This is a genomic window from Cyanothece sp. BG0011 (assembly GCF_003013815.1).
In the GTDB taxonomy this organism is placed as follows: domain Bacteria; phylum Cyanobacteriota; class Cyanobacteriia; order Cyanobacteriales; family Microcystaceae; genus Crocosphaera.
In genome coordinates this window covers 1-26,501 of record NZ_PRLH01000018.1, presented here as the reverse complement: position 1 = coordinate 26,501, position 26,501 = coordinate 1, and the positions used below count along the sequence as shown (strand labels likewise).

Genomic DNA, 26,501 nt, shown 5'->3' with positions numbered 1-26,501 from the left:
GATTAGTCAGTTGACCAATTTCAGGAGGTAGATCTGTTAGTTGGTTAAATGACAGATCAAGTGAAGTGAGATTAGTCAGTTGACCAATTTCAGGAGGTAGGTCTGTTAGTTGGTTAAATGACAGATTAAGTGAAGTGAGGTTAGTCAGTTGACCAATTTCAGGAGGCAAAGAATTTAAGTTTTTATCCCACAGTTTCAAGAATTTTCTTTTATCCTTTGCTGCTTGTTCAATAACTTGTAATAATTCTTCTTCTGTCATAATCAAATCTAAATCGTTTTCACATAAGGATAAGCAAGTATTTTATTATCTACAGTTAGTAAAGAAACATCATAAGTTCTTGCTGTTGCTACAATAAGTCTATCGGCTGGATCTTTATGAAAATCCCCTGGAAGTTTATAAGCATCTATGGCAATTTCGGGTGTAATAGACAAAAGCTGTACACCTTCTTGTCTTAAGGCAATTTTAAACCATTCTTGAAGTGAACAGGGAAGGATTAATCTGTTTTGGTTAACCAGTCTACTAATTTCAATTAAACTAATAGAACAAATTCCTAAACCTTGTGGTCTTTGCTGATTAATTATATCTTGATAATGGTTTGTTAGTCTTGAATCATTATGATTCCACCAAACCCAAATATGAGTATCTAGAATGATCACTAATCATTCTCCTCAAACTCTTCATTCATTTCCCAATCATCAGGAGAAATAGCAGGTTCACTAGGATCAGCTAAATAAGCATAAGGTTTCATGTTTGTTAAAGGATTAAAGGGTACAGTATCTCCTGTTATTGCTTGTTGCCAAGATTTTTTAAAGCTTTCCTCGGAAAAATTTTCATCACAACTATCTAACTCATTCTGATTTTCTTCAATTTCATCTACTAGAATAATTACTTTAACCGTTGAGGGTTGGGAGAAAGTAGGAGATAAACGAAAATCAGGTAATTGAATTTGTCCATTATCTGTTACAGTTGCAGTTAATTCGTAAGCTTTCATAAAAAAAGAGACTCTAATGTTGAAATGACAATAATTTAATATTGAGGTTATTATAGCAATTCTTTAGTTCTAATTCCATTACAATGAAAAGGAGGTAAATCATGAAATATCATTATAGTATGGTCATTCAATGGTCAGAAGAAGATCAACTCTTTTTAGTCCATTTACCTGAGTTTCCTTGGCAACAATTTCATACTCATGGCAAAACTTATGAAGAAGCTGCTAGAAATGGACAAGAAGTTATTGAGACGTTTGCAGAAATGCTAATAGAAGAAAATCAACCTTTACCCGAACCCAGAATATTACCAACAAAACCGTTAAAAATTGCTTAGAAATTAAACAGTAGAAATAAATTTTATAAGGTGGACAAAATTTTTGACATTACGAGTAGCTAAAATAAGTTTCTAATTTGCCCACCCTACTGTTTTGAAAGTTTCAGTCTTTTTCTGTTTAGTAAATAGTTATATTTTGTCATTGAAATTGATTTAATTTGATAATGGTATGGGCGATCGCTTTAAATATTATTTAAACTTATCATATATTTTATAAGCTATGATTTATTTTAATCATTTTTTTGCGCTTAACATACTGTTACAAAAAATGACTTTTTCCCAATTTTCCTAAAATTTGCCCGAATATCAAATCTTGAAGTTATGTAAATTTTTCAAATGTGCTATATTAAAAGAAAATAGCAATATAGTATCTGAAATTTGCACAATAATTTCTAGAACCCTCATAAATAGGTGATTTTTATGTTCGTTTTTCTAAAATAATGCTTTGACGGTGCTAAAAAAAGAATAAATACATAAATACTATATATAAATATTTGTAAACTGAGCTTGACAAACTAAAAACAATTAATTGAGCGTATACTGTTAATAACTAACTGAATAGTTATCTCCACATTGTTTCATGACTAAACTATTACAAAAACTAATAACCTTTGATGAATTTATTGAATGGCTACCAGAAGATAGACGCTACGAATTACATGAAGGAAATATTATCGAAATGCAGCCAACGGGAAAACATGAAGAAATTACCGCATTTTTAACTCAAGAATTAACCTTGGAATACACAAAAATGAATTTACCCTATCGTATTCCTCCTAAAGCATTAATAAAATTGAATAATAAAGAGACAGGTTATAATCCAGACTTGTTATTAATTGATCGCCAACAAATAAAGTCCGAACCATTATGGCAAAAAAAATCAACTCTAATTTATGGAAAATCCATTCCTTTAGTCATTGAAGTGGTTAGTACAAACTGGCGTGATGATTACGGTTATAAACTCATTGATTATGAAGCTATTGGTATTGCAGAATATTGGATTGTAGATTATTTAGGCATAGGAGGTGTTCGTTTTATTGGACAACCTAAACAACCAACAATTTCTATTTATCAACTCATTGACGGAGAATATCAAGGGAAACAGTTTAGAGGAGAAGATACTATCAATCAATCGATTATATTTCCTGAATTAAGTTTGACAGCTAAACAAATTTTTCAAGCTGAACAATGAATAAGGTGGGCAAAACCCACCCCACCCATTAAGTTAAAACTAACTGTTTTTTCTTGTCGTCAATAGGCGCAGATAAGGCATCTTCTAAGTCTGCTTTACCTAATCTTTCTTCTAAAATAGCCATGACTTCCCGACCAAAATCATTGGGGTTTCGTTGCCATGCTTGTAAGCAAACTTCCCCAAAAAACGATCCCAAGGGTTCCGGGTTCCATAATAACTTTTTCGCTGTCCAAGGCATTAAACTCATGGGGTTATAATCTCGTTTTAAGATATCCTTTTCAAAGGCATATTCTTCTAAATGGGTGTGAGGTTGTAACCCGATGAAAAAGATAGCCGGTTCAACTTTATCGGCCCCAAAAATAGCTTCTAACTCTCGATGATAAGCAATGGTTTGACGAATAGTATCGAAAGTTTCATCGATAACATTAAAAGAGTAATTAACGGAAACTAAATCATTAAACCCGGCTGCTTTTAAGTCTCGACAATTTTGCAAAACCGTCCGTAAATTATACCCCATCCGCATTTTACGAACTAATTCTTGAGAACCGCTAGTGATACCAATTTCAAAATAATTCATCCCCGTTTGTGCCATCAATTGACACAAGTATGGGTTTAAATTATCAGCACGAATATAAGCAGCCCAATGAATGTCCGTCATACCAGAGGCTAAGATTTTTTCTAATAACTCCTCTGCATCTTTCATGAAACGACGGGCCGGAATAAATTGTGCATCGGTAAACCAAAAATTACGAATTCCCCTGTCATAAAGTTGACGCATTTCTTTAACAATTTCATCAGCCGGGTTGATTCTGACTTGTTTTCCTTCGACAACGGTGTAAACACAATAACAACAGTTATGAGGACAACCGCGCTTAGTTTGTACCCCAATATAAAAGTCATTTTCTTGGAAATAATAGTTAAATTCTGGCCAAATGTTTTCAATATAGTCGTAGTTACAAGCGGTTTTTTCTAAGGGAGTCGGAGACTCATGAATTAAGCGATCGCGAGGCTCATTTTCCCCCACAACATAACACCTTTCATCAGAAAAATCTTGGCCACTGAGGAATTTTTGCAGTAAGGTTTCTCCTTCTCCGACAGAGACAATGGTTCCCGACGGTAGCCCAGTTTTCAACTGTTCATAAAACACACTCACGGCACCACCCCCAACCACTAACCGTGCGTCAGGTTGATACCGTTGGGCCCGCTTCAAACCCCGTTTAATTAGCCCTAAATTGCGCCATAACTCGCTGTAGTATGCAGTGGTGACTTTTAACCCGCCTAATGCTCCTCGCAGACGGATAAAAGGGTTTTTAGCGTAGTAGAATTCAAAGGCATTTTGTAAGGGGTTGCCTCCTCTTCCTCCCACCGGCGCATAAATTTGAATATCTCGCCAAGAAAAGACCAGTAAAGTCGGCTTAAATTCATCAATGCAATTATCTAAGGCTTTTTTGAAGTCTAAGGGGGGAACTGTCCCTAAATCAAAGATTTTCTGCTCAATTTGGGGAAATAATTTATGAACATGATCCCCTAAGTAGACAACGCCAATGGGAAAGATGGGGTTACAGGGAAGGCGACAATAGAGGATACGCTGTGTTTGGGTCATGGTTATCTTAAAATTTGGCTATGTTATTTAGTTCGGGTTAGCAGCGATCGCCTTTGATACATAACCACAACTTCAGCTTAAGACTGGTGTGAAGGTAATTAAGGTTTGATTGCCTTTTGCCTGTTGCCTATTGCCTTTTGCCTGTTGCGTAGCCAGCGATCCCCGCTTTTGTAAAGTTATTTGTCCTTGCTCAAATAACTGAGAAGTTGTAATATATCTTAACTTTAACCATATTTTGACGAGCCAGCAAGTCGATTTTTGAAGAGGCGATCGGCTGATAGTGGCTTTACTAGGGCTTTTTACTTAGGTTAGAATGCTCGGAAATTGCTTTACAATTTGATAACATATTATACCATAGTACCACAGTAATAAGCCAGAGTTTGCAAGAAAAATATTGAATGTAATATTGATTACAGCTAATGGGGATCACTGAGTGCTAGGGTAAAGAAGAAATGAACAATCAGAAACTCAATTGCCTCAACTATTATGGCTCAGATCCTTGATCCCATTCCCACTGGGCAAAGAACCGTCCTACTTTGCTGCTACGTAAATGCAACGAATCACATTCAAGTCGCTCGTATTACCAACATAGAAAATTGGTATTTTGAACGGGTTGTTTTTCCAGGACAACGCCTAGTATTTGAAGCTTTACCGAAAGCTCAACTCGAAATTCATACAGGAATGATGGCCAGTGCTATTCTCTCAGATACCATTCCTTGTGAACGTCTTTGCATAAGCGATGGAAGCGATGGCGAAATAGAGGGAGAATTTGTTTCTGTTCCCGCTTCTACTAATAAAAAACAAACCATACAACCGGATGATAAAAACAATTATCCATTCTCGAATTTAAAACCTGCATTAGTTTAGAAGGTCGAATAATGACAATTTATCATTGAAAAAAAATCTAGCTGAGATTGCCCCATTGGGGCTTTTTTTTTCTAGTGAACAGTTAGCAGGGACCAGTGATCAGTTAAAGTATTATGGGTTAATGTAAAAAGGGTGTGAAAAAAAAATAGAAGTTTCAAACACTATTCACTATGAATTTACCATCTTTTTTATGGCTGTGGAAAATAGCTGCTTGGTCAATGGGTTTATCTTTATTTGCCTATTTCTTATTAGGGTTATCGGGAGGATGGATGTTTTATGGCCGTCATAGCAAAACGTCTCCTCCCCTTTGGTTACGTTCGGTTCATTATATTATTGGCTCAATCATGGTAATCCTCGTATTATTATTATTAGTCATTGGGTTAGTGGGAACCTTAGGCCATTACGGAAGTTTAGGCCATTCTTCTCACTTATTGGCTGGATTATTAACCGTTATTTTAGTCTTAATTTCTGCTACGGCCGCGACACAAATTAGTCCCGAAAAACCGAGAATGCGCTGGTTACATATTGGCACTAATATTATACTTTTTTTTAGCTTTGCTATGGTGAGTTTAACCGGATGGGATGTGGTTCAAAAATATCTTCCCTAACGATATAATGAGTGTCTTAATAAGATTAAAATTAGCCTAACTTTATGGAAAACCCCTCAGTTATTGGTCTCGATCTCGGTGGCACTGCCATTAAATTGGGACAGTTTCTCGAAGATGGCACTTGTATCAACACCCTCACCGTGGACACCCCTCAACCCTCAACCCCCGAAGCAGTGGTGAAGAAGATGATCGAAGCGATCGCTCAATTGACTGGGGAGCAAAATTGTCTGGCCTTAGGCATTGGAACCCCTGGTCCGGCCGATAAAGACGGTAGAATTGCTAAAGTGGCCATTAACCTGACCGGATGGCAAGATGTCCCCCTAGCGGACTGGTTAGAAGAAAAAACAGGCATTCCCACTATCATTGCCAATGATGCTAACTGTGCCGGGTTAGGGGAAGCGTGGTTAGGGGCCGGCAAAGACTATGAAAATCTGATCCTGTTAACCTTGGGAACGGGAGTCGGAGGGGCCATTATTCTTAATGGTCATCTCTTTACTGGTCATTTAGGGGCGGCCGGAGAGTTAGGATTAATTACCCTCAATTTTGATGGTCCGGTGTGTAATAGTGGCAATAATGGCTCGTTAGAACAATATGGCTCAATTCAAGCCATTCGTCGCATGACAGGGAAAGAACCAGCCGAACTAGGAAAATTAGCCGAAAAAGGTGACAAAGAAGCTTTAGAATTTTGGGAACGTTACGGTTGTTTATTGGGTGCCGGCTTAGGGAGTTTAATTTATGTCTTGACTCCACAAGCCATTGTCATTGGTGGAGGTATTAGCGGTAGTACAAAATTTTTCTTCCCTGCTACCTTAAAAGAAATAGAAAGACGAGTTTTGCCCAGTTCCCGTGAAAATTTACAGTTATTAACCGCTAAATTAGGAAATCAAGCCGGAATGGTGGGTGCCGCCAAATTGGCCTGGGAATGGGTTGATAAAAAATGAATAATTATTTAAGTTCTTGAAAATGTTGCTGAAAATATTCTTGATATAAATCACAACTAATGGCAACTTTTTGACCTTGAAAATTAACTAATCCTAAACTTTGTAATTTAATCGCTTGTACCACTCCTATTTCAATGGGTTTAGTGGCAAAAACAACTTTTTCTAACGCCTCTAATAAACCAGAATTCTGTTGTTTTAACCCCCATAATTGACGCTGAAGATGGTCACGATAAATATTAGAAGAAGCATGGGGAGAAGCAGTTAGTAATTCTTCTAAGGTAATCGTTTGACGACAAATATGATAGAGTCCTAACTTTAATAAATAGGGATTTCCCCCCACTAACTTGATAAATGTTTCTCCTTGTTCTAATGACAAATCGACACCATACATTTTTCCCAATTCTTGAACTTGTTGAACGGTAAACATCGATAACTCAATCGGAATTCCTACATTAAAAGGAGATTGATTAACATTCAAAGGAATATAAACTTCAGAAGAATGAACCACAATTAAGCGTAATTTTTTCCAAATGTCTCGGTTTTTACCTTCTTCGTGCCAAGCTCGCAATAACCCAAAAAAGTTATCCGCTAAGTCAGGATATTGAAACAGACGATCAACATCATCTAATCCTAAGACTAAGGGCTTTTTTAAACTAGATAAAATATATTCTTCAAAATAAATTTTACAACTAATTTTACTGCCAAATAAATCGTCCCAATAGTCAGTTACTTTATTTTCAAGTTTTAGATTTAAACTAATATAGGCACAAAACCATTGTAAAAATCGATCCAAGTCTTGAAATAATCCCGTATCTGCTAATTGAAAACTTAAAGAAACAGCAGCACAATTATTTTTGTTACTATGATTAATAATTCTTGCTAGTAGGGAACTTTTTCCCATGCGTCTTGATGCTTTGAGTCTAATTAAAGCGCCTGGTTGTAGAATCGCTTTATAACAGTCGGATTCCATCGGCGATCGCTCAAGATAAAATACAGAATCTAGGGGAACTTGTCCTTCCGGTAACTCAGGTTCACAAATTTCTTGATCTTCTTCTTGAGAGTCTTGATCGATTTGGGGATAATAAAAATCTTCCTCACATAAATTTAATTGAAATGCTTTAAAACAGTATTTAAGGGTTTGTTTATCAACTTTCGACTCACAAGCAAATACTTTCATTAGGGTATCCATCGCTAACCCTGTTTTTTCGCTTAATGCTTCTAAGGTGTAGCGATTTCCTTTATTTTCTGTATATTCTGCTTCTACTTTAGCACTTTGCAGTTTTTCTAACCCTTTGTCTGTTAGGATGACTCCGCGCCGTCTTCTTTGTTTTTTCGACATAAGTGTGCATAAAATTGAGAGCGACTGCTATTTTTTAAACCTCGTCCTTAAGGAAGGGGTTTTTAAAGTTTAGCTAATTTTGACATCTTTGTCTTCTCCACTTTTGAATATTTAATTGAATTATGCTGTTTTGACAAAGCGAATAATTTCTCTAACTTGATGTAGAAAATTACTATCTTCAGTTAATTGAGAAATTGCCTTTCTTGCTTCTTTAGAAATTTCTTCATGTTCTAAGGCATTTTTAGCTTCTAATTTATCTAATTGTACGGCAATTTTCATAACTTCTTGTCGGGTTATATTCCAGTTTTTTTCTTGTTGATTAATCCAAGAATTAGGCTTACTGCTATTTAATTTATCTTCTAAAGCGTAAACAGTCGTTTCTAATAATTTAAAGCGATTTCGTAGTTCTAAAATATCTTCACGGGGATATTTAATCTCTTGTCGAATATTCGATAAACGGTAAGCTAAATATTGATAACCTCGCACCGCCGGCCGTAATCCAGTTAATAATAAGGTAGCAAAAGAACTAACATATCCCACCGAACTAATTCCCAGTGCAGCTAGTTCGTAAAGTCCCAAGGCCGAGAGGAAATGAAGGGTGATCGCCACTAATAAAGCACCTCGACTGACGGTTTTAACATACTTTAATTGTTGACTATCAACCGTAATTCCTTTATCTTGAGAAATTGCTGCTTCTGCGGCCACTTCTTTGGCATCAAAATAAACATTCCAAGGAATCGTTACAATGGCTAATAACCACCAAAAACTAGCCACTCCGATGACCCAATCGATCAAGTTACCGGTGGGAATGTGTAACCATTGTAGAAGAAAAAAAGCCACTAAAACTAAAAAGCCTAATCCAAAACTAAAGCCAAAATACCAATAATAACTGTAAGTATTTTTCATGATTGATTCACTAATCCTTGATTCTAGTTTGACACTCGATTGACAATTCAGTTTGAACTTTGTGACGCTTGTTTAACTGTTCTATAGAGATAATTGTTAATGGGTTTCTATTAAGTCAGTTATTACCTTGCCTTTGATTTCTTGCCCTAACCAAGGGGTATTATAGTTTAAAGATTTGAGATTAGACGGGTTGACCCGCCAGGTTTGTTGAGGATCAAAAACAATTAATTCTAGAGGATGGCCCGCTTTAATAGGGTTAACAATTTCTCCCATACATTTTCTTGGGTTACTACTTAAAGCTTTCCATAATTTTAAAGCCGACAATGTTTTTGTTTCCACTAAGGTTTGCCACAATAAAGGTAAGACTAATTGTAATCCGATCGCCCCAGGAGGAGACTCCGCAAAAGGAACCGTTTTCTCTTCATAAGTATAACCATGATGATCAACGGCGATCGCATCAATGATCCCTTGAGAAATGCCTTCAATTAACGCTAAGCGATCATCGGGATTGCCTAACGGGGGATCTAAGTGTAAATTAGGGTTATAACTGCAAATATTCTCACTATCAAGTAAGAGGTGCATCCAGGTGGTACTGGCCGTGATGGGAATCCCCCTTGCTTTTCCCCAGGCGATTAATTCCACAGCGCGACGGGTAGAAATTCGCATTAAATGCACAGGGGTTTGTATAGCGGACACCATTTCTAAAAGAGTGGCCACTGCAGTCGCTTCTGTCATGGCCGGGTTTCCTGTGAGTCCATAGGTGGTGGAAAAATACCCTTCTCGCATCACCCCATTGCCTTTAAGAGAAGGAAACTCAGCCACGATGGCTAAAGGTTTTTTGAGGGGTTTAAGGTATTCTAAGACGCGTCTGAGTAACCCTAAATTTTCAATTCCTTGATTGTCTGTAAAGCCAATGACTCCCCCTTTCGCTAATTCTGCAAATTCGGTCATTTGTTGGCTTTTCCTTTGATGGGTGAGGGTTGCCCAAAAATCAAAGGTTACCGATTTTATAGACTGGGTTTGCTGTTTTAAGTGGCTAAGGGTGGCTAAATTATCAATAGGGGGTGTGGTATCAGGAAGGATAGCCACACGGGTAAATCCACCCGCAACCGCAGCCGCCGCTAAACTATGGAGGGTTTCCCTGTCTTCATAGCCAGGTTCTCCACTATAACTATACAAATCCATTAATCCTGGGGCAAGAATTAACCCTTTTCCCTCAATAGTGTTAGTTTCTGGGGGAATAGTATCAAGATGGGTGTCTATAGCTTGAATGATACCTGAACCTAATAAGACATCATTAATAATACTGGTATTGGCTACAGGATCTAAGACTTGAATTTGTCGCAGTAACGTATGGGAGGAATTTGTCATAGAACAATTACAAAAAGCAGAGATTCGTCTATCCTCACTGATTTTATATTGTCTGGTTCGCTCCTTTGACCTTTTTGATATCTGGAAAATAAAAAAAATCTTCTGATATTCTAAAATTTATGTGAAATTTTGCTGTATTTTAGGTGAGCAACTTGCCGATTTAAAATCGTGTAATATAAAATATTACAGTACGTTAGACCTGAAGATAGTAAATTATGGCAGATTGTCCTTATTGTGGTGAACTTATCGATGAAAAATGGAATTTCTGTCGAAAGTGTAAGCAACAAGTTAAATGTATATCTTGTAAAAGCTATTTAATTGAAAATGAGACTATGTGTTTAAACTGTGGCACTCTTTTGCAAAAGTCTGCCTCTACTACTACTATGAATACTTTTTCCTTAGAAGAAAAGCAGACAGGTAATAGTTACTCACGGAAAGTTGATTTATCTTTCACTGATAATGCAATTGATAAGGTTGCTGATCTTGTATATGATCATATCCCTCTTAATTTAGCTAAAGGTTCTAGACAACTACCAAAACAAAAAAAATCTTCTTTATCTGCATCAGAAAATGAAAATATAGAGCAAGATGATAAACAAGAAAATGGTGAAGTAATAGAAACAAATATTAAAGAAATTTCGGATCATGAATTAGCATCTAATTATTTTGAACAAGATGGTAACGGATTATTAAGTCAACGACATTCTGATTATAAAGGAAAAAGCAAAAAAGCTCAGCAAGAAAGATTTATCTTAGTTTATGTTTGGGCTTATAATATTTTATGTCAAGAACCAGTACCACATCAAAAGCATCTCAGAGATGCAGCAAAGAAAAATAAAATATACGATTCAAATTTTCCTACTCATTTAAACGATATTTCACAACGTTACTTAATTAGATTCTGATAATACTTTAAAACTTAACCCCAAGGGAGAAGAACAAGTTCAAATAATTCTTACAGAAATGGAAGATAAAGAACTAAAGGGTAAGGAATATTGGAATTCTACAAGAAAGAACTCTGGTAAAGGTTCTCGTATGACTAGCGAAGAAATTGAAAAAATTAATCAATGGATTGAAATGCCTTCTCAATTGAGTAATTTTGATGTAAGAGAACTTTCGACGAATAGCCATTATGCTATTTTTGCTTTATATGATATTACAAAAGAATTAAAGGTTGAAGATGCAGTAAAACCGGGGATAGCTTTTCAATACTTAAAAAAAAGATATAAAAATGTTCCCATAGATCAAAAGCAATTTAGTAATATTTTTGCTGGCAAAAACAATAAAAAATACTTTGAAAGAACCTCAGAAGGATTATATTATCTCACACCAGAAGGAGAAAATATTGCTAAAGAATGGATGGCAGAAAACTAAGTAAAAAATAATCTATCAAAAATATGAGTGTTCAAAGATCACAACTCGAAACGGCTTTATCTGCCCATATTCCTCAAGAGATACTTAAAAAGTTACTTGATGAATATCAAGAAATCAAAAAACAGTTCTTATTAAGAAAATTTCAACCGTCTGAGTTAAATGCAGCGCGGTTTAGTGAATGTGTTTTGCGCTTAATTGAATATTTAGATACAGGTCAATATACGGCATTTGATAATAAAAAAAATTTTAAGACCGAAAATATTATCAATCGTGTTAGTAACAATCTAAACTTACGAGATGGAATTCGTCTTTTAATTCCTAGATTAACTAGGGTACTACTGGACATCAGAAATAAAAGAGATATTGCTCATGTCGGTGGAGAAGTTAATCCAAATTATTCAGATTCTTTACTTGTTGTTCATGCAGCAGATTGGATTTTAGTCGAAATCATTCGTAATTATCACACTAATAGTATTGATGAAGCGAGAAAAATTGTACAGAGTATTAATGAAACTAAGATACCTGTAATTGTCGAAATTGATGGTTTTGTCAAGGTTCAAAATACAAACTTAAAAGCAGAAGATAAAACATTACTCATTCTCTATCACAAACAGCCGAACAAAGTCAGAGACACAGATTTGATGAAATGGATTAACTATACAAATTCAAGTCGGTATAAAAAACAGATTCTTAAGTCATTAGATGATAAAGCTTTGATACATTATGAGAATAATGCTTGCACTATTCTTCGCAAAGGAATTATCTATGTAGAAAATACTATTGATTTCGATTTAATTATTTAGTCACCGAGTTACAGCTTGGCTCTTGTCTTTTGTTTGTTACCTGAGATTTAACTCTCACCACCGACGACTGATTACTATAGAATAATTGAGAGTCATCATGGCACGCATTGTCTCTCAATCGTCCAAGTCTATCAATATCAATATGCAGGGTTTACTAAAACGGTTCTGGAACTGGATACAACAATTTTTTGCTCAGATATTTGGGTCTTCTTCTCCTTTAGGGAAAGATGGAAAACCCTTGTCAACACAACCCCTAAGTGACACAGATTATGAATTTCTGTTTAGTCAACTCCTAGATGGAGTCGCCCACGGATGGCACGAAGGGCGCATTCTCAAGTATTTTGAAGATTTGGGAGACCGAGGGAAAGCTAAATTATGGGTCGCTTGGTTAGACAGATTTGGAGAAAAAGCCCTCTCGTCGGCCGCCCCTAACTTACAACTGGCAGCGAGAATGATGCGCTTAGGAGAGTTAGCCCAGTCTTTTCAAAAGATAGAACCCATTGGACAAGCCGCCTATGACATCGGTAGAAAACTCTACACCAGAGAGGCAGATAGTGCGGTGTGGGAATACGTCGGCCCCGATACGACGACGAAGCCAACCGATGTCCTCAAAACAGATATTAAGCCCCCTACTATTGAGGATAGTTTAGGGGAAAATGCCCCTGCGCCTCCACCCTCTCAACCGCCTCAAACAGAAACCTTAACTATTGACCAATTACTGGCCAGATTACAACAAGATCCCCAACTGGTAACCCAACTCTCTGAACAATTGGGAATTGATTCGAGTGATCCTCAAACCTTAGTGGATGCTTTAATTGGTCAGTTTGAAGCCCAACAACCCCCCGAAGCAGCCCCTTCTCAACCCCCTGCTCAACCCCCTTCCCCTGAGACAGTGCAAAATTACTTTAATCAAGGGGTTGAACAAGCGAACTTAGGAGACTTAGAAGCAGCGATCGCCCTCTGGGATCAAGCGTTAGCCATTGACCCCAATTTTGCCCCGGCTTGGCATAACCGAGGCAGTGCCTTAGGAACCATCGGACAGCTAGAAGAAGCGATCGCCAGTTTTGATCGAGCGTTAGCGATCAATGGTCAAGATATCGAAGCCCTCAACGCCAAAGGTCAAGTGTTGTATAGTTTATCCCAATGGCCAGAAGCCATCGCCTGTTGGGATCAAGTCCTGGCTATTCAACCTAACTATTACCTAGCTTGGTACAATCGGGGAAGTGCCTTAGAACTCATGGGACAGCCCTCCGAAGCGATCGCCAGCTATCAAAAAGCGGTTGAAATCGAACCCACTTTTGAATTAGCCCAAAATCGTCTCCAGGCATTATCCCAAGAATGACCCTCTCCCTGCTCCGGCGCTCCCTCTGCTCCCTGCTTCTAGTGGGTGAGCAAAGTCAAACTATTATCCCCGAAAATCATGCCCCCTCAACTTCGAGTTTACGTTCCGGATCATCCTTTAATTAAACATTGGTTAGGAGTCGCCCGTGATGTCAATACCCCTGGGGTGTTGTTCAAAACCGCCATGAGCGAGTTAGGACGATGGTTAACCTACGAAGCCACCCGTTACTGGTTTCCGACCCTAGAAACCACTGTAAACAGCCCTCTTGCTCCTTGTCAGGCGACGCTGATTAATCCTCAAGTCCCCATCGCTGTGATTCCCATTTTACGAGCCGGACTGTCTTTATTAGACGGGGCGCAAACTGTGTTACCGGTCGCCTCTATTTATCATCTGGGGTTAGTCAGGGATGAGGAAACCTTAGAAAATAGTTGTTATTTGAATAAATTACCCGAAAAATTTGCCCCTGATACCCAAATTATTATTTTAGAACCCATGTTAGCCACCGGAGGGTCAATTATGAGGGCAATGGCAGAAATTGCCCAACGGGAGGCCGATATTAGTTTGGTTCGGATTATTTCAGTGGTGGCTGCGCCTCCTGCTTTGCAACAATTGAATACACATTATCCCAATTTGAACGTCTATACCGCTATTATTGATGAAGGGATTAATGAACAAGGTTACATTGTTCCTGGTTTGGGAGATGCAGGCGATCGCGCTTTTGGAACCTAGGCTTTAACTAGCATTAATCCTCAAAAAAAACTACTAATAGATTAAGATTCAGGTCAATTCTTATGAGTCAACGAGATGGATTTGCAAGCGGATTTTTAACCGGAACAATTGTCGGTGGCATTGTCGGGGGAATCATTGGAGCCGTGGTTTCGTCTCGTCTTGATAATGATGATGAAGATAATCGCTCCTCATTATTTCAATCGGATAAACGAGAAAAACTCACCTCTGAAGAAAGTATTGAAATGGCCCGTCATCGTCTAGAAGATAAAATTGCTCAACTTAATCATGCCATCGATGATGTTCGTCAACAACTAACTCCAGTTGAAAAACAATCCCTCGAACAAGAAACCTCATCAGATTAGCTCATCTTGAAACTAAATTTTAAAGCCACTCAATTGTTTAACATCTTCATCACTAAGTAACCAACCCATTGCCCCGGCATTATCTTGCGCTTGTTTGGCATTTTTTGCCCCAGGAATAGGAATCACATTACCCTGGGCGATTAACCAATTTAAAGCAACTTGGGCAGGGGTTTTATCATATTTTTCTCCTAACTGTTTTAACTGATTAATAATGGGTTCAATTTTCTTTAAACCAGAAGCGGAAAATTTCGGATCGAGTTGTCTGGCCCCTGTCACGTCCCGTTTTTCTGGGGTATATTTGCCGGTTAATAATCCTTGATCTAAAGGACTATAAGCTAAAATAGTAATCCCCAACTCACGGGCTTTATCTAAAATACCATTTTCTTCAATGGTTCGAGTAAGCAGAGAATAACGCACTTGATTAACAGCCAAAGGAACATCATACTGTGCTAAATAATCATAAGCTTCTTGCATTTGAGCAGCAGAATAATTACTAACACCAACGGTGAGAATGCGACCTTTTTTTACTTCTTTTGCTAAGGCTTTCATCAGGGTATCTTTCCCCATGAAAAAGTCAAAAGGTGAATGCACTTGATAGAGTGCGATTTGTTCAACCCCTAATCTATCTAAACTTGCGGTTAAGGCATCCTCGACAGCATCCTCATTAAACCGCCAGGGTAAGGGAAAGTATTTGGTGGCGATTTGTACCGGTTGGCTGGTTTGTTTGAGAAATTTACCAATGAGTTTCTCTGAGTCTCCTAACCCATACACTTCTGCCGTGTCAAAAAAGGTTGCACCGGCGCTGATTGCTGTGTTAAAGGCTTCTTCTACCTCTTTTTCTCCGTAATTAGAGCCGTAACCCCAAAATAAACTATCTCCCCAGGCCCATGTACCAATACCCAAGCTAGGAAGATGAATGTTTCGCACAGATAGTTGATTGCTTTGCATAAATGTAATCTCGTAACATCTCTTTACATTTTGACATATTTGACGGTTGTAATGTGTTGCGATCGCTTTTTATAACTGTTTATAACTGTTCGATACTCCTAACTCCAAACTCAGCTTTTTAATTTTTTATTATATTTTGACTGAGTTACAAACGATCCCATGCTAGTATTTCTAAACTAAAATTAGACTAGAAAATAAGGAAATTAACCATGAAGTTTGCCCTTGTGAGTGATGATTTTGAGACCATTACAGGGAAAACCGGTCGCGCTCGTAAGTTCTTAGTTTATGAAGGGAGTCAAGAAGTTGAACCCAGGTTACTCGAAAAGTTAGAAGTTCCTGAGACTCAACCCACATTCCACGACCTCCATGATGATGATATTACCCCTCATCCCTTGGACCAGACCATATTAATTACAGGGGAGGCAGGAGTCGGCTTAAAAGAGCGTTTAAGTCGCCGTGGCATTACTGTTTATATTACCTCAGAAACGGAGCCTTTAGCCGCTATTAATGGAGTCATAAAGGGTAATATCGCAACGTTAGAACCCACTCCCCACAAAGAAGATGGAAGCTGCATGAACCATTGATATTTATTAATAGATAAGGTGGGCAAAATTGAAGATTCTATCAATAAAACTAGAGTCTTTTAAATATTTGCCCACGCTACAGTCGATTGGTTAGGTCAACAGATTATCCTAAATTCTATTGTAGTGTACTACTTTCTTTAATTTTTGTCACTAATTCATCGACTTTTTCAGGGGACATTACAGGGGTTTCTGGTGCATTAACTGAAGGCCAAGCTGTTTTTAACTCTGCTAAACTGCTGGTGATCACTTCATGTTTTTCGGGATATTGTTCACTCATGGTATCGGCAATGGGTTGATAGATTTCTTCTGCATAAGCAATAAATCCCATGGAGTCTTGATATTCGATTAATTCTACAAATTTATTATTTGCGATCGCTGCTTGATATTCTGCATTTGCTGTGGATAACAGTCCATTTATCACTGGTAAAACCGTTTCAGGGGATTGTAGTTTTTCTGGGGGAACCGTGGCGATCGCTTGATCAATCGCTGCCATAGAATTATTATATAATTCCTTCATTTTCTCAGATTTAGGATTGGTTTTAATGCCATCATGAAACTGATTTAACGTCATTTTAAAATCAGTGACATTGCGTTTACTTAATTCACCTTCAATAGTGCCATATAATTCTTCAACGGGGTGGCCAACATGGGGTTCTGCTTCTTCATAGTTTCCTTGTTCAATTAACGCTTGAGCAACCATTAAATGGCCTTTCATTAACCCTAAACTGGTTAAGTAATCTGTGTCTCCACTTTCTGCTGTTGTTTCAACGACTTCGGGGGCAGAAGTTTGAGCCATATCTTGGTTTTGTGAAGGGGTGCTGCAACTGGACAAAGTAACAGCAAAAGGCACTAATAATAAGGAAGATAAATAACTTAATTTTTTCATGTTTACTCCTTTTTTATTTCCTCTTTACATAATTGTTTTAATTATATATAACCTAGCTTTCTATAACATTAAATTTTCCTAAAGCCCCATATTCTGCGATAACATCTTGATGAGGATGAAACATAAATTCCCCAGGATACTGATAAGAAAATTCTAAAATGTGACGTTCTGCGGTTCCCATTGTAATCATATCCGTTTCCTCATCAGGGGTTAAAGTTCTCCCGGTTCGATACACTTTAAACATATTGCCATGAATATGAAAGGTTACTACGGGATCAAACTCAATCATATTCAAAATATAGAGTCGAATTAACTGATTTTTGTAGATAGAAATGGGATAATCTCGATAAAAATTAGGAATACCATTAAAGGCATAAACATCATTTTTGTGTTGATTATTAATATCATATCCTCCTAATACCATCACCATTTCATCGGCCGGGGGACGAGGAGAGGGAGGATCAACAATAAACATACCATATAACCCTTTACTAATGTGACGAGTAACCGGAGCAACATGACAGTGATAAAGATGCACTCCGAAGGGTTTAGCTTCAAATTCATAAATAGCAGTTTTGCCGTGACGAATAGGGGTAACTCCGTCCATTTCTGCTGGATGTGTCCCATGAAAATGTAGAGTGTGGGAATGGCCATCTTCGTTATGAAAAATAATGCGGACTGTCTCCCCTTCTTTAGCTCTTAATGTCGGACCTGGAACGCGATCATTAAGGTTCCAAGTTATAAAGTTTAAGGTACTATTGAGATGAAATAAACTATTTTTTGCTGTCACTTCAAATTCCCTAACCCGTTGCCCATTTTCCTCTTTAACTATGCCATAATCAAACTCTCTGAGGATAGTCATGGGGTTAAAAGGATTATCTAAAATAGGACTTTTATTAACGTCAATTTCAGGAATTTTAACCGTAGAATTTCCTTGAGACAATAGGTGTTTTACTCCTAGGGTTCCTCCTGCCAAACCCAGTCCCAACAAAGTTAAAGACCCTTGCAAAATTTGGCGACGACTCAAAGCATTCAACGGTAAATTCGGTGAAACTTGTGACATAATTACTCTTCTTCTTCAATACATAAAGCATCAGCTTCGGGTTGAGTTAATTGAATTAAATTGCCCCTAACTTCCAAGATAATTGGCCAATCTTTTGATGCTTGACGAATAACAATAAATTGAGTCCCTGGGGTCAATCCCATGGCTAACAATTTACCTTGATAGCCTTTAAACACTTTGTCATATCCGACAATGTAACCGATGGCACCGACTGGCAGTTCTCTTAAATAAGTTCTCACGATTTTGGTCATTTTTTTTCCTGAGAAAAGGGGTAATTTTTAGGGGGTTGGGATAATTGATCAATTATCCCCATTTCACATCAGTGAAGTTTTTAATTTTGACATCAAGAAGAATTCATACTAACCTCCCAATTGAACCCATTAAAATGTAAACGTAGTACGAATTGTACCAATTACTAAAGCCTCATTTCGATCATCAAAATCAGGCTCAGTAATAACAATAATTCCAGGGGTAATTAAGATATTGTCATTGAGAGGATATTGATAAATTGCTTCAATATGAAAAGAACTATCTTGATCCGTTCTTCTTAAATCATCAGGAAAATTAATATCGGCCTTAGAAACCCATGGTTCCATACCCACAATAACCGCTCCCGTATCCCCTTCTTTAAACGCATCAGGAAAGGCTAACGTTACCGCCCAATTCCAAATATCTAACTTACCCCGTTGAATAACATCATCATCGGGACCGACATCGATAGCGCCGAGGGTTCTCGTACTGGTAAAACCAGCCCAACCTCCTAACACAAACCTGTCAAAAATACGCCAAGTAAATTCTCCACCGTAGGAATTATTAACCGTATTTACAGACTGTTCAAATTCTTCTTCAACAAAGGTTTGAAAATTGGAGCGACGGGTTCCTGTTCCGGAGTCTAAATTATTGTAACCATGCACATAGGTAAAGGCCACTTTTAAGCTATCACTGGGTTCATAGGCAAACTGTCCAATTAACCCATAAGGACCATTAAACATCCCTGCACCCAAGGAGGGATCATTACCATCGGTGGCTAAATAACCCCCACTCCACTCAAATACCTCAAATAAACGACCCTGAAAGCCAATTCCTGGACCTTCGCCCATGTAATAGAGGGGGTTACGACTTCCAAAGGCAGAAATAGCCCCAAACGCCCCGTCACCGTCTAAAAAGTTCACTGTTGGTACAAAGTCATCAAACGCACCTCCAACCGGTTCAACGAACATTCTGATATTTTCAGCCAGGTCAAACTCGTAAATAATCAGTTCTACGGCGAGATCACTGCCATCAGGTTGGGAAAAGCCTAATTCTCCCTCAAACGTCCCTGTGATGTCAGAATAGGCGGGTACAGTGCCAGTTGCGAGACGGGTGTAGAGGAGATCGTTACCGTCAAAGGTGGTATTAAGTTCCAGTCGTCCCCTGTAACCGAAGTTAGTAACTTTGTTAATTTCTTCGCTGCCTCCGTCTCTTTCTCCACTGGTAATACCGGTTAAACCGACCACAAACTCCCCAGTTAGCTTAGTGGTAGTGGAAAATTGATGATCTTCGAGGTAAGCGACTCGTTCCTCTAAATTGCTCACCCTTGCCCCCAAAGCGATCAATTCTTGTTCAAATTCCTGGGCCAACCGTTTCAATTTTTCGATGTCTTCCCGTAAAACGGCAACATTTTCCTGGATTAATCGTTCTATAGTATTGAGACAGGCATTTAAACCAGCCGCGAATTCGTAACGAGATAATGCTCTATTTCCCCGAAACGTGCGGTCTGGATATCCCACAATACAGCCATACCGTTCGACCAGACTGCGTAAAGCTTCATAGGCCCAGTCGGTGGGTGAAATGTCTTGTAATTCCGAAACACTGGTGACTTGGGACATGGAACCCTGACGACGACTGGCCGGGTTTAAAAAGCCATCCCGAGACTGTCTTAAGTTGAAGTCCCGATCAATTTTAGGTAACTTAGGAAGGGGCGAGGTTTCTTTTTCTTCTAGGGAAACGGTTCCTCTACGACGGAGAAAATTATCACGAGACTCCCTTAAAGCTTCCTTCGGTAAGGCTTGAGTTGTGGATGTAGAAAACAAAATAATTCCTAACCCTAGGATGATAGGATTCAATAAAAAAAAGCGGTTGATCATTTCATTCCTCACACCAGTTGAAAATTGATAATGATTATTATTTTAATCATGTATCGTTTTCAGAGAAAGCAGAAGGAATGAAGAATGAAAAAATAATTAAATTCTAAATTTTACATTCTTCATTCTAAATTCTGCATTTACTGCCATCCGCCACGGTTCATCACCTGGACAGCCTGGGCTAAATTTGGACCAAAGGCAGCGATATTGGTATCATCTGCTTTAAAAGACCCAAAACTGTCTAAGACTGGGTCAACGCTGACTCCTTCGACGACGGGATACTCATTGTTACCCTTAGCAAAAAATTCTTGTGCGGTATCGGTGGTTAAATATTCCAAGAATTTAACGGCATTTTCGGCATTAGGTGCATTTTTGACCACGCCGGCACCACTAATATTGACGTGGGCCCCTCTTCCGTCTTGGTTGGGGAAAAAGATTTTGACTTTTTCGACCACTTCTTGCATGGCCGAGTCATCATCTTTAGCCATACGAGCCAGATAATAGGTATTAGCTAAGGTAATATCTCCAGCCCCTGCGGCCACGTCTTTGATCTGTCCAGTATCATTACTTTGAGGGGGTCTAGCAAAGTTAGCCACAAACCCTTTAACCCATTCTTCGGTTTGTTCTTCCCCGTGGGCTTCAATTAAGGAAGCCACCAGAGATTGATTATAAATGTTGCTAGAAGGCCGAATAATGATTCTGCCCTTCCATTTTGGGTCGGCTAGGTCTTCGTAGGTGGATAATTCTTCAGGATTCACCTTATCTGGGTTATACATGATCACCCTGGCCCGTTTAGTAAAGCCGAACCATAACCCCTCTGGGTTCCGCAAGGATGCAGGAACTCTTTCTTCTAAAACGGCTGAACTGGTAGGGGCAAAAATGCCGGCTTCTTCGGCCCGCCACAGTCTCGCTACATCAACGGTCATTAAAATATCGGCTTGGGTATTATCTCCCTCGCTTTTAATGCGTTCAATGAGTTCGTCTGCACTGCCTTCGACGAGGTTAACTTTAATGCCGGTTTCTTGGGTAAACCCTTCGTACAACTCTGTATCTGTGTTGTAATGACGAGAAGAATAGAGGTTGACTTCTCCTGTGGTTTCGGTTGCAGGGGAACTCGACGTATTATCCGGGGCATTATTGTTGTTGTTACCACAACTGGTCATCAGTTGACTGACTCCCACAACGGTTAGGGCGGTACTTCCACCTAAAAATAGTCGTCTCGATAGCTTACTCACGGTCAATAGATTCGATAGATTTTTATTATTCGCCTGACGTATTGTAGCACTATTGAAAATAATTATTGATAATTAAAGAAAAAATTTGCTTTAAGTTTGAGGTTAGGGGTCATCAATAATGGCTAAAATAACCTTTATAAGCTTTGTTCAGGAAAATTTCGAGAAAATCATATTTAAGTCATGAATCTTTGATAAATTGATCGCTTTAAATGAGTATTGATGAGAATTAGCAATTATTATCCTTTGCTCAGATATTGCACCTTAGATAAACCTCCCCTGCCCTACCCCCCCTGCCCCTACCCCCCCTGCCCCCCTTTTAAAGGGGGGTGTGGGGGGTGTGGGAAACGGGGAACTTCGGAAGAGGTTTTATTTTGACGGTAAATACTTAAAAATTGATTTTCTTTCTTTTGTTGCTGAGTTTTCCTGTAAGGTGTGCAAGATGTCAGTTATCCCCATTCTCTTACTTTAGAAATAGGTAAAATTCCTGTGCTATAACTCTACTCACATCTTGCACCAAAACAAATAAACTTAATGATTATGACAAGGTAGTCAATTGTGAATAATTTAGCATCAAAATTGAACACTTTTGCCTGTCTTGGTGAGCGTTCCCTTGCGCAGATGCGAAGGCGCGGGGTCTCACCGCTCTTGCCTCTTGCCTCTTGCCTCCCTAAACTAGCTAGTTTTAGCGAAGGTGCAAGATATGAGTCTAGAACTTTTGAGGTTTAACCTCTAACTTTTGACGGGTAAATACGCCTTGTAGACCAAGCAAAAAGAGACTATGTATTTATGGGGTTTTCTTAGAATGTAAGACCCATTCAAGATAGAGAAAAGTTAACCAGACTCCTTAGAAAATAATCAGCCTAAAAGTTAGTATCATGGGAATTCATTTCTCAACCAGAAAAATAAGAAAACCATTCTCTGTTTCATTCTATTTCTAAAGTAAGAGGGGAAGGTTTTGCCTTTTAGCCTATAACTTTTGACTGGGAAAAAGACAATTGTATACGATTGTTAAGGACGAAACTTGTCGGAGCTATAACAAGGCTCCTATTCAAGTAGACAGTTGAAAAGTTGACCTAAAGTCAAGTATAATTTATAAACGTTTAACCCATAAAACAAATATCCTTATGGGTTCTTTATTTAGTCAAAAAATGAACTACAAGGAATATGATAATTCAAAAAAATACTGATACAAAATGGTGGAAGAATTTTATAATTGATGGATACATTCAGACATTAGACGAAAGCAAGAATCAACCGTTGAATCATCATTGGTGGCAACACGCAGTGATCTATCAAATCTACGTTTCTAGCTTTAAAGATACGACCGGTAATGGAATGGGTGATCTCGATGGCATTATCGCCAAAATGGATTACATTGCCTCTTTGGGGGTAGACGCTATATGGTTATCTCCCTTTTTTGAATCTCCCTTGGAGGATATGGGTTATGACATCACCGATATGCGAAAAGTTGATCCGGCTTTTGGAGAAATAGAAGATTTTAAACGTCTGTTAGAAATCGCTCACGGTTTTGGCATTAAAGTATTAGTAGATGGGGTTTGGAATCATACCTCCGATCAACATCATTGGTTTGTCGAAAGTCGCAAAAACCGCGATAATCCTAAAGCAGATTGGTATGTGTGGGCTGATGCCAAAGAAGACGGTTCCCCACCCAATAACTGGCTATCGGCATTTATGGGGGAAAGTGCTTGGCAGTGGGACGAGGTTCGACAACAGTATTATTTTTATAACTTTTTACCCAGTCAACCGGAATTAAACTGGCATAATCGAGATGTTATCGCTGAACTGCTTCGGCAAGCGGAGTTTTGGCTAAATCTGGGCATTGACGGTTTCCGCTTAGATGCTGTGAACTTTTACCTTCACGACAAAGAGCTGCGAGATAACCCCATGCGCCCTGACGATGGTATCTTTCCCGACGGGGTTGATCCCGATAACCCGATGGTGGATCATATGTTTCAATATAACTTCTGCCGTCCTGAGAATTTAGAGGTGATTAATCCCATTCGGGAGTTGTGTGAACATTACGGCGATGCAGTCACTCTAGGAGAAGTCACCCTCTGCGAAGACTCCATTGTTCTCTCGGGCCAATACGTGACAGGAGAAAATCGTTTACACTTAGCCTACAATAGTGCTTTATTGATGGATGAACCGATCAGTGCAACTTTAATGCGCCACACCCTCGAAAAAGTACAAACCCATTTTCCTGAGGGGGGTCACTGTTGGATGGTGGGAAATCATGATTATGGTCGTTTGCGATCGCGTTGGACTGGGGTCAATGCCGAAGGACAACCCTATCCCGACAAATTCTATCATGCCATAGCTGCTCTTTTGCTCTGTTTACCAGGGGCCTTATGTCTATACCAAGGGGACGAACTGGGGTTAGAAGAAGCCCAAATCCCCAAAGATATTCCCAAAGACCGAATTGAAGATCCCTTTGGTCAAGCACTTTATCCGATGGTACCAGGGCGAGACGGGTCTCGTACCCCTATGCCTTGGTCAGAAACTGCCCCCAATGCCGACTTTAGCGACGGAGATGAACTGTGGTTACCCATTCCTAAAAAGCATCTACGGCAAGCGGTTGACCGCCAAAATGCTGACCCGACATCCTTACTCAATACCTGGCGACGACTCTTACACTGGCGTAAACGACAATCTGCTTTAAAGATAGGTGATTTTAACCTTTTAGACACCGAAGAACCTTTGCTGGTCTTTATCCGCCGATGCCACTATCAACGTTTACTGTGTGTGTTTAATCTCAGTCATAACCCAGTCAAATATGACTTATCTATTCACGGGGAATATGTCGCCAAGACAGATTTAGGGTTTGACTTTGAAATCGAAGAAGATACCCTCAGGTTGAAAAGCTATGGCGTATTTTTTGCCGACTTATAACAAAGAGACGCTATAACTAGCGTCTCTTGAAAGGTGTCATGGTGATAGACAGAGGGACTAAGAATACAAGCTTTTAGAAGCCCATACCCATGCCGCCCATGCCGCCCATGCCGCCCATGCCACCCATGCCGCCCATGCCGCCCATATCAGGCATAGCAGCAGGTTCGGGTTCAGGTTTTTCAACCACTAACGCTTCTGTGGTTAACACCATACCAGCAATGGAAGCCGCGTTTTGTAAGGCAGAACGAACCACTTTCGCAGGGTCAATAATACCGGCAGCGATCATGTCTTCAAACTCGCCAGTCATGGCATTGAAACCAACGTTAAAGTCCGTTTCTCTGACTCGTTCGACAATAACCGACCCTTCTAAACCAGCGTTATTGGCTAACTGGCGTAAGGGGGCTTCTAATGCGCGGGCCACGAGGTCAGCTGCCACTTTTTCTTCCGCGTTGGCTAACTGGTTCTTGTAGTCAGCCACTTTAGAGGCTAAGTGAATTAAGGTAGTACCACCACCCGGAACGATCCCTTCGTCTACCGCTGCTTTGGTAGCGTTGAGGGCATCTTCAATACGGAGTTTACGATCCTTTAATTCCGTTTCGGTAGCGGCCCCTACTTTAATCACTGCTACCCCACCGGCTAATTTAGCGATACGTTCTTGTAATTTTTCGCTGTCATAGTCGGAGTCGGTTTCGGCTGCTTGTTTGCGTAACTGTTCAATACGTTTTTGTACCGCAGCTTTGGTTCTATCGTTGGTTTCAGCAACGATGGTGGTGTTATCTTTGACAATATTGATTTTGGTGGCTTGACCTAACATATCTAGGTCTACCGCATCGAGGCTTAAGCCCACTTCTTCGGAAATGACACTACCACCCGTTAAAATAGCAATATCTTGTAAGACGGCTTTGCGTCTTTCTCCGAATGCAGGGGCTTTGATAGCAGCCACGTTTAACACCCCTCTGGCCTTATTAACCACTAACGTGGCTAAGGCTTCCCCTTCCACATCTTCAGCGATGATTAAGAGGGGTTTGCCAGCGCGGGCGACGTTTTCTAAGATAGGAACTAAATCTGCGATCGCACTAATCTTTTTATCGGTGATTAAGATTAAGGCATCATCAAATTCAACTTGTTGCCGTTCTTGATCAGTGATGAAATAAGGGGAGATATAACCGCGATCGATCTGCATCCCTTCGACCACATCTAACTCGGTACTCAGGGACTTAGATTCTTCTACGGTAATGACCCCATCTTTGGTCACTTTATCCATGGCCAAAGCGATCATTTTACCCACTTCTTGGTCGTTACCAGCAGACACACTGGCTACCTGGGCAATAGCATCTCCTTCGACGGGTTTGGCCACATTTTCGATCTCTTGAACGAGAAAAGCTATGGTTTTTTCAATCCCACGACGTAAGGCTACAGGGTTAGCCCCTGCAATGACGTTTTTTAGCCCTTCTTTGATCAAAGCTTGACCAATAACGGTGGCGGTTGTGGTTCCGTCTCCGGCCACTTCTTTGGTTTTAGAAGCAATTTCTTGGATTAATCTTGCCCCTGTATTTTCTAAGGGGTCTTCTAATTCAATTTCTTTAGCAACGGTGATCCCGTCGTTAACAATTTGGGGCGCACCAAATTTCTTTTCTAACAATACGTTCCGGCCTTTGGGACCGAGGGTAATTCTAACCGCGTCAGCCAAGGCGTTAACGCCTTGTTCTAATGCGCGCCTAGAGTCATCACTAAATGATACAATTTTTGCCATATTTGTCTGGTTACTCCTATAACGCCTGATTAGGGGACTTTCGGCAATGATTGAAAAGAGGATTGCCTATTTCCCACTTATGTTAATTTAGCACTCTTGTGGTTTGAGTGCTAAGGCTTCGGGTCAAAGAATTGAAAAGTTTTTCCTCAGTCACACCCATGAGGTGTGGATGTTTAGGTAGTCAAGGTGAGGATATCTAGAAAGCAGGCAATAGGCAATGGGCAATAGGCAATGGGCA

Annotated in this window: 27 protein-coding genes; 13 read left to right on the top strand and 14 right to left on the bottom strand. The window is 39.4% G+C overall.

Annotation, left to right across the window (positions count from 1 at the left end):
• From C4E06_RS04200 to C4E06_RS04190, 3 genes are all read right to left on the bottom strand, one after another.
• Positions 1-259: leucine-rich repeat domain-containing protein (locus tag C4E06_RS04200; RefSeq protein WP_107666955.1), on the bottom strand; the 259-nt coding region annotated here is incomplete at its 3' end.
• 8 nt (positions 260-267) lie between these two features.
• Positions 268-657, bottom strand: coding sequence for a type II toxin-antitoxin system VapC family toxin (locus C4E06_RS04195; RefSeq protein WP_107666954.1), 390 nt, complete (start codon positions 655-657; stop codon positions 268-270).
• Positions 657-992, bottom strand: coding sequence for a hypothetical protein (locus C4E06_RS04190; RefSeq protein WP_198648300.1), 336 nt, complete (start codon positions 990-992; stop codon positions 657-659). The genes C4E06_RS04195 and C4E06_RS04190 overlap by 1 nt, the downstream gene beginning before the upstream one ends.
• A gap of 101 nt (positions 993-1,093) precedes the next feature.
• Between C4E06_RS04190 and C4E06_RS04185 the strand changes: the two genes are divergently transcribed.
• Positions 1,094-1,324: a type II toxin-antitoxin system HicB family antitoxin gene (locus C4E06_RS04185; RefSeq protein ID WP_107666953.1), complete on the top strand. Its 231-nt coding sequence runs from the start codon at positions 1,094-1,096 to the stop codon at positions 1,322-1,324.
• 580 nt (positions 1,325-1,904) lie between these two features.
• Complete coding sequence (locus C4E06_RS04180) at positions 1,905-2,516, top strand: Uma2 family endonuclease (RefSeq protein WP_107666952.1); 612 nt, start codon at positions 1,905-1,907, stop codon at positions 2,514-2,516.
• Positions 2,517-2,544: 28 nt separating this feature from the next.
• Here C4E06_RS04180 and C4E06_RS04175 read toward each other — a convergent pair whose 3' ends face one another.
• Positions 2,545-4,125 (bottom strand): photosystem II high light acclimation radical SAM protein, encoded by a 1,581-nt coding sequence (locus C4E06_RS04175; RefSeq protein ID WP_370051307.1) that lies wholly within the window; start codon positions 4,123-4,125, stop codon positions 2,545-2,547.
• Between the two features lie 480 nt (positions 4,126-4,605).
• Between C4E06_RS04175 and C4E06_RS04170 the strand changes: the two genes are divergently transcribed.
• From C4E06_RS04170 to C4E06_RS04160, 3 genes are all read left to right on the top strand, one after another.
• Positions 4,606-4,986, top strand: coding sequence for a DUF1830 domain-containing protein (locus C4E06_RS04170; protein WP_107666950.1), 381 nt, complete (start codon positions 4,606-4,608; stop codon positions 4,984-4,986).
• Between the two features lie 170 nt (positions 4,987-5,156).
• The gene (locus C4E06_RS04165) at positions 5,157-5,594 is read left to right on the top strand and encodes a DUF4079 domain-containing protein (RefSeq protein ID WP_107666949.1); all 438 of its coding nucleotides are present in this window, start codon (positions 5,157-5,159) and stop codon (positions 5,592-5,594) included.
• Positions 5,595-5,638: 44 nt separating this feature from the next.
• A complete protein-coding gene (locus tag C4E06_RS04160; RefSeq protein ID WP_107666948.1) occupies positions 5,639-6,535 on the top strand; it encodes an ROK family protein in 897 nt (298 codons plus the stop codon).
• 4 nt (positions 6,536-6,539) lie between these two features.
• Here C4E06_RS04160 and C4E06_RS04155 read toward each other — a convergent pair whose 3' ends face one another.
• The 3 genes from C4E06_RS04155 to C4E06_RS04145 all read right to left on the bottom strand — a co-directional run bounded on the left by C4E06_RS04155 (position 6,540) and on the right by C4E06_RS04145 (position 10,151).
• Positions 6,540-7,874 (bottom strand): AAA-like domain-containing protein, encoded by a 1,335-nt coding sequence (locus tag C4E06_RS04155; protein WP_107666947.1) that lies wholly within the window; start codon positions 7,872-7,874, stop codon positions 6,540-6,542.
• 120 nt (positions 7,875-7,994) lie between these two features.
• The gene (locus C4E06_RS04150; RefSeq protein ID WP_107666946.1) at positions 7,995-8,780 is read right to left on the bottom strand and encodes a hypothetical protein; all 786 of its coding nucleotides are present in this window, start codon (positions 8,778-8,780) and stop codon (positions 7,995-7,997) included.
• A 96-nt stretch (positions 8,781-8,876) separates the two neighbouring features.
• A complete protein-coding gene (locus tag C4E06_RS04145) occupies positions 8,877-10,151 on the bottom strand; it encodes a dihydroorotase (protein WP_107666945.1) in 1,275 nt (424 codons plus the stop codon).
• Between the two features lie 215 nt (positions 10,152-10,366).
• On the opposite strand from C4E06_RS04145, the gene C4E06_RS04140 reads away from it, so the two are divergent.
• From C4E06_RS04140 to C4E06_RS04115, 6 genes are all read left to right on the top strand, one after another.
• Positions 10,367-11,056 (top strand): zinc ribbon domain-containing protein, encoded by a 690-nt coding sequence (locus tag C4E06_RS04140; RefSeq protein ID WP_107666944.1) that lies wholly within the window; start codon positions 10,367-10,369, stop codon positions 11,054-11,056.
• A gap of 58 nt (positions 11,057-11,114) precedes the next feature.
• Complete coding sequence (locus tag C4E06_RS04135) at positions 11,115-11,525, top strand: hypothetical protein (protein ID WP_107666943.1); 411 nt, start codon at positions 11,115-11,117, stop codon at positions 11,523-11,525.
• A gap of 23 nt (positions 11,526-11,548) precedes the next feature.
• Positions 11,549-12,328, top strand: coding sequence for a hypothetical protein (locus C4E06_RS04130; protein WP_107666942.1), 780 nt, complete (start codon positions 11,549-11,551; stop codon positions 12,326-12,328).
• 142 nt (positions 12,329-12,470) lie between these two features.
• Positions 12,471-13,670: a tetratricopeptide repeat protein gene (locus C4E06_RS04125; RefSeq protein ID WP_107666956.1), complete on the top strand. Its 1,200-nt coding sequence runs from the start codon at positions 12,471-12,473 to the stop codon at positions 13,668-13,670.
• A 78-nt stretch (positions 13,671-13,748) separates the two neighbouring features.
• Positions 13,749-14,399 carry a uracil phosphoribosyltransferase gene (upp, locus tag C4E06_RS04120; RefSeq protein WP_107666941.1) on the top strand — a complete coding sequence of 217 codons (651 nt, stop codon included), beginning with the start codon at positions 13,749-13,751 and terminating at the stop codon, positions 14,397-14,399.
• A 62-nt stretch (positions 14,400-14,461) separates the two neighbouring features.
• Positions 14,462-14,761, top strand: coding sequence for a hypothetical protein (locus C4E06_RS04115; protein ID WP_107666940.1), 300 nt, complete (start codon positions 14,462-14,464; stop codon positions 14,759-14,761).
• A 12-nt stretch (positions 14,762-14,773) separates the two neighbouring features.
• Here C4E06_RS04115 and C4E06_RS04110 read toward each other — a convergent pair whose 3' ends face one another.
• The gene (locus tag C4E06_RS04110; protein WP_107666939.1) at positions 14,774-15,709 is read right to left on the bottom strand and encodes an aldo/keto reductase; all 936 of its coding nucleotides are present in this window, start codon (positions 15,707-15,709) and stop codon (positions 14,774-14,776) included.
• A gap of 209 nt (positions 15,710-15,918) precedes the next feature.
• Here C4E06_RS04110 and C4E06_RS04105 point away from each other — a divergent pair, with 209 nt between their 5' ends.
• On the top strand, positions 15,919-16,293 hold the full coding sequence (locus C4E06_RS04105; RefSeq protein WP_107666938.1) for a NifB/NifX family molybdenum-iron cluster-binding protein: 375 nt from the start codon (positions 15,919-15,921) through the stop codon (positions 16,291-16,293).
• Positions 16,294-16,408: 115 nt separating this feature from the next.
• Here the strand turns inward: C4E06_RS04105 and C4E06_RS04100 are convergent, their stop codons facing one another.
• The 5 genes from C4E06_RS04100 to C4E06_RS04080 all read right to left on the bottom strand — a co-directional run bounded on the left by C4E06_RS04100 (position 16,409) and on the right by C4E06_RS04080 (position 21,600).
• Positions 16,409-17,179 carry a hypothetical protein gene (locus C4E06_RS04100; protein WP_107666937.1) on the bottom strand — a complete coding sequence of 257 codons (771 nt, stop codon included), beginning with the start codon at positions 17,177-17,179 and terminating at the stop codon, positions 16,409-16,411.
• Positions 17,180-17,231: 52 nt separating this feature from the next.
• Positions 17,232-18,242, bottom strand: coding sequence for a multicopper oxidase domain-containing protein (locus C4E06_RS04095; RefSeq protein ID WP_107666936.1), 1,011 nt, complete (start codon positions 18,240-18,242; stop codon positions 17,232-17,234).
• 2 nt (positions 18,243-18,244) lie between these two features.
• Complete coding sequence (locus tag C4E06_RS04090) at positions 18,245-18,493, bottom strand: FeoA family protein (RefSeq protein WP_107666935.1); 249 nt, start codon at positions 18,491-18,493, stop codon at positions 18,245-18,247.
• Positions 18,494-18,622: 129 nt separating this feature from the next.
• Positions 18,623-20,368, bottom strand: a complete 1,746-nt coding sequence (locus tag C4E06_RS04085) for an iron uptake porin (RefSeq protein ID WP_107666934.1) — start codon at positions 20,366-20,368, stop codon at positions 18,623-18,625.
• Positions 20,369-20,505: 137 nt separating this feature from the next.
• Positions 20,506-21,600, bottom strand: a complete 1,095-nt coding sequence (locus C4E06_RS04080) for a Fe(3+) ABC transporter substrate-binding protein (RefSeq protein ID WP_107666933.1) — start codon at positions 21,598-21,600, stop codon at positions 20,506-20,508.
• Positions 21,601-22,764: 1,164 nt separating this feature from the next.
• Here C4E06_RS04080 and C4E06_RS04075 point away from each other — a divergent pair.
• Complete coding sequence (locus tag C4E06_RS04075) at positions 22,765-24,510, top strand: alpha-glucosidase family protein (RefSeq protein ID WP_107666932.1); 1,746 nt, start codon at positions 22,765-22,767, stop codon at positions 24,508-24,510.
• 73 nt (positions 24,511-24,583) lie between these two features.
• On the opposite strand, the gene groL is transcribed toward C4E06_RS04075, so the two are convergent.
• Entirely contained in the window at positions 24,584-26,263 is a 1,680-nt protein-coding gene (groL, locus tag C4E06_RS04070; protein ID WP_107666931.1) for a chaperonin GroEL, read from the bottom strand.
• Positions 26,264-26,501 lie beyond the last annotated feature (238 nt).

Bases quoted from the DNA above. Each gene is read 5' to 3' on its own strand.
- C4E06_RS04190 (WP_198648300.1), bottom strand. From the start codon at position 992: ATGAAAGCTTACGAATTAACTGCAACTGTAACAGATAATGGACAAATT.
- C4E06_RS04185 (WP_107666953.1), top strand. From the start codon at position 1,094: ATGAAATATCATTATAGTATGGTCATTCAATGGTCAGAAGAAGATCAA.
- C4E06_RS04180 (WP_107666952.1), top strand. From the start codon at position 1,905: ATGACTAAACTATTACAAAAACTAATAACCTTTGATGAATTTATTGAA.
- C4E06_RS04170 (WP_107666950.1), top strand. From the start codon at position 4,606: ATGGCTCAGATCCTTGATCCCATTCCCACTGGGCAAAGAACCGTCCTA.
- C4E06_RS04165 (WP_107666949.1), top strand. From the start codon at position 5,157: ATGAATTTACCATCTTTTTTATGGCTGTGGAAAATAGCTGCTTGGTCA.
- C4E06_RS04160 (WP_107666948.1), top strand. From the start codon at position 5,639: ATGGAAAACCCCTCAGTTATTGGTCTCGATCTCGGTGGCACTGCCATT.
- C4E06_RS04155 (WP_107666947.1), bottom strand. From the start codon at position 7,874: ATGTCGAAAAAACAAAGAAGACGGCGCGGAGTCATCCTAACAGACAAA.
- C4E06_RS04150 (WP_107666946.1), bottom strand. From the start codon at position 8,780: ATGAAAAATACTTACAGTTATTATTGGTATTTTGGCTTTAGTTTTGGA.
- C4E06_RS04145 (WP_107666945.1), bottom strand. From the start codon at position 10,151: ATGACAAATTCCTCCCATACGTTACTGCGACAAATTCAAGTCTTAGAT.
- C4E06_RS04140 (WP_107666944.1), top strand. From the start codon at position 10,367: ATGGCAGATTGTCCTTATTGTGGTGAACTTATCGATGAAAAATGGAAT.
- C4E06_RS04135 (WP_107666943.1), top strand. From the start codon at position 11,115: ATGGAAGATAAAGAACTAAAGGGTAAGGAATATTGGAATTCTACAAGA.
- C4E06_RS04130 (WP_107666942.1), top strand. From the start codon at position 11,549: ATGAGTGTTCAAAGATCACAACTCGAAACGGCTTTATCTGCCCATATT.
- C4E06_RS04125 (WP_107666956.1), top strand. From the start codon at position 12,471: ATGCAGGGTTTACTAAAACGGTTCTGGAACTGGATACAACAATTTTTT.
- upp (WP_107666941.1), top strand. From the start codon at position 13,749: ATGCCCCCTCAACTTCGAGTTTACGTTCCGGATCATCCTTTAATTAAA.
- C4E06_RS04115 (WP_107666940.1), top strand. From the start codon at position 14,462: ATGAGTCAACGAGATGGATTTGCAAGCGGATTTTTAACCGGAACAATT.
- C4E06_RS04110 (WP_107666939.1), bottom strand. From the start codon at position 15,709: ATGCAAAGCAATCAACTATCTGTGCGAAACATTCATCTTCCTAGCTTG.
- C4E06_RS04105 (WP_107666938.1), top strand. From the start codon at position 15,919: ATGAAGTTTGCCCTTGTGAGTGATGATTTTGAGACCATTACAGGGAAA.
- C4E06_RS04100 (WP_107666937.1), bottom strand. From the start codon at position 17,179: ATGAAAAAATTAAGTTATTTATCTTCCTTATTATTAGTGCCTTTTGCT.
- C4E06_RS04095 (WP_107666936.1), bottom strand. From the start codon at position 18,242: ATGTCACAAGTTTCACCGAATTTACCGTTGAATGCTTTGAGTCGTCGC.
- C4E06_RS04090 (WP_107666935.1), bottom strand. From the start codon at position 18,493: ATGACCAAAATCGTGAGAACTTATTTAAGAGAACTGCCAGTCGGTGCC.
- C4E06_RS04085 (WP_107666934.1), bottom strand. From the start codon at position 20,368: ATGATCAACCGCTTTTTTTTATTGAATCCTATCATCCTAGGGTTAGGA.
- C4E06_RS04075 (WP_107666932.1), top strand. From the start codon at position 22,765: ATGATAATTCAAAAAAATACTGATACAAAATGGTGGAAGAATTTTATA.
- groL (WP_107666931.1), bottom strand. From the start codon at position 26,263: ATGGCAAAAATTGTATCATTTAGTGATGACTCTAGGCGCGCATTAGAA.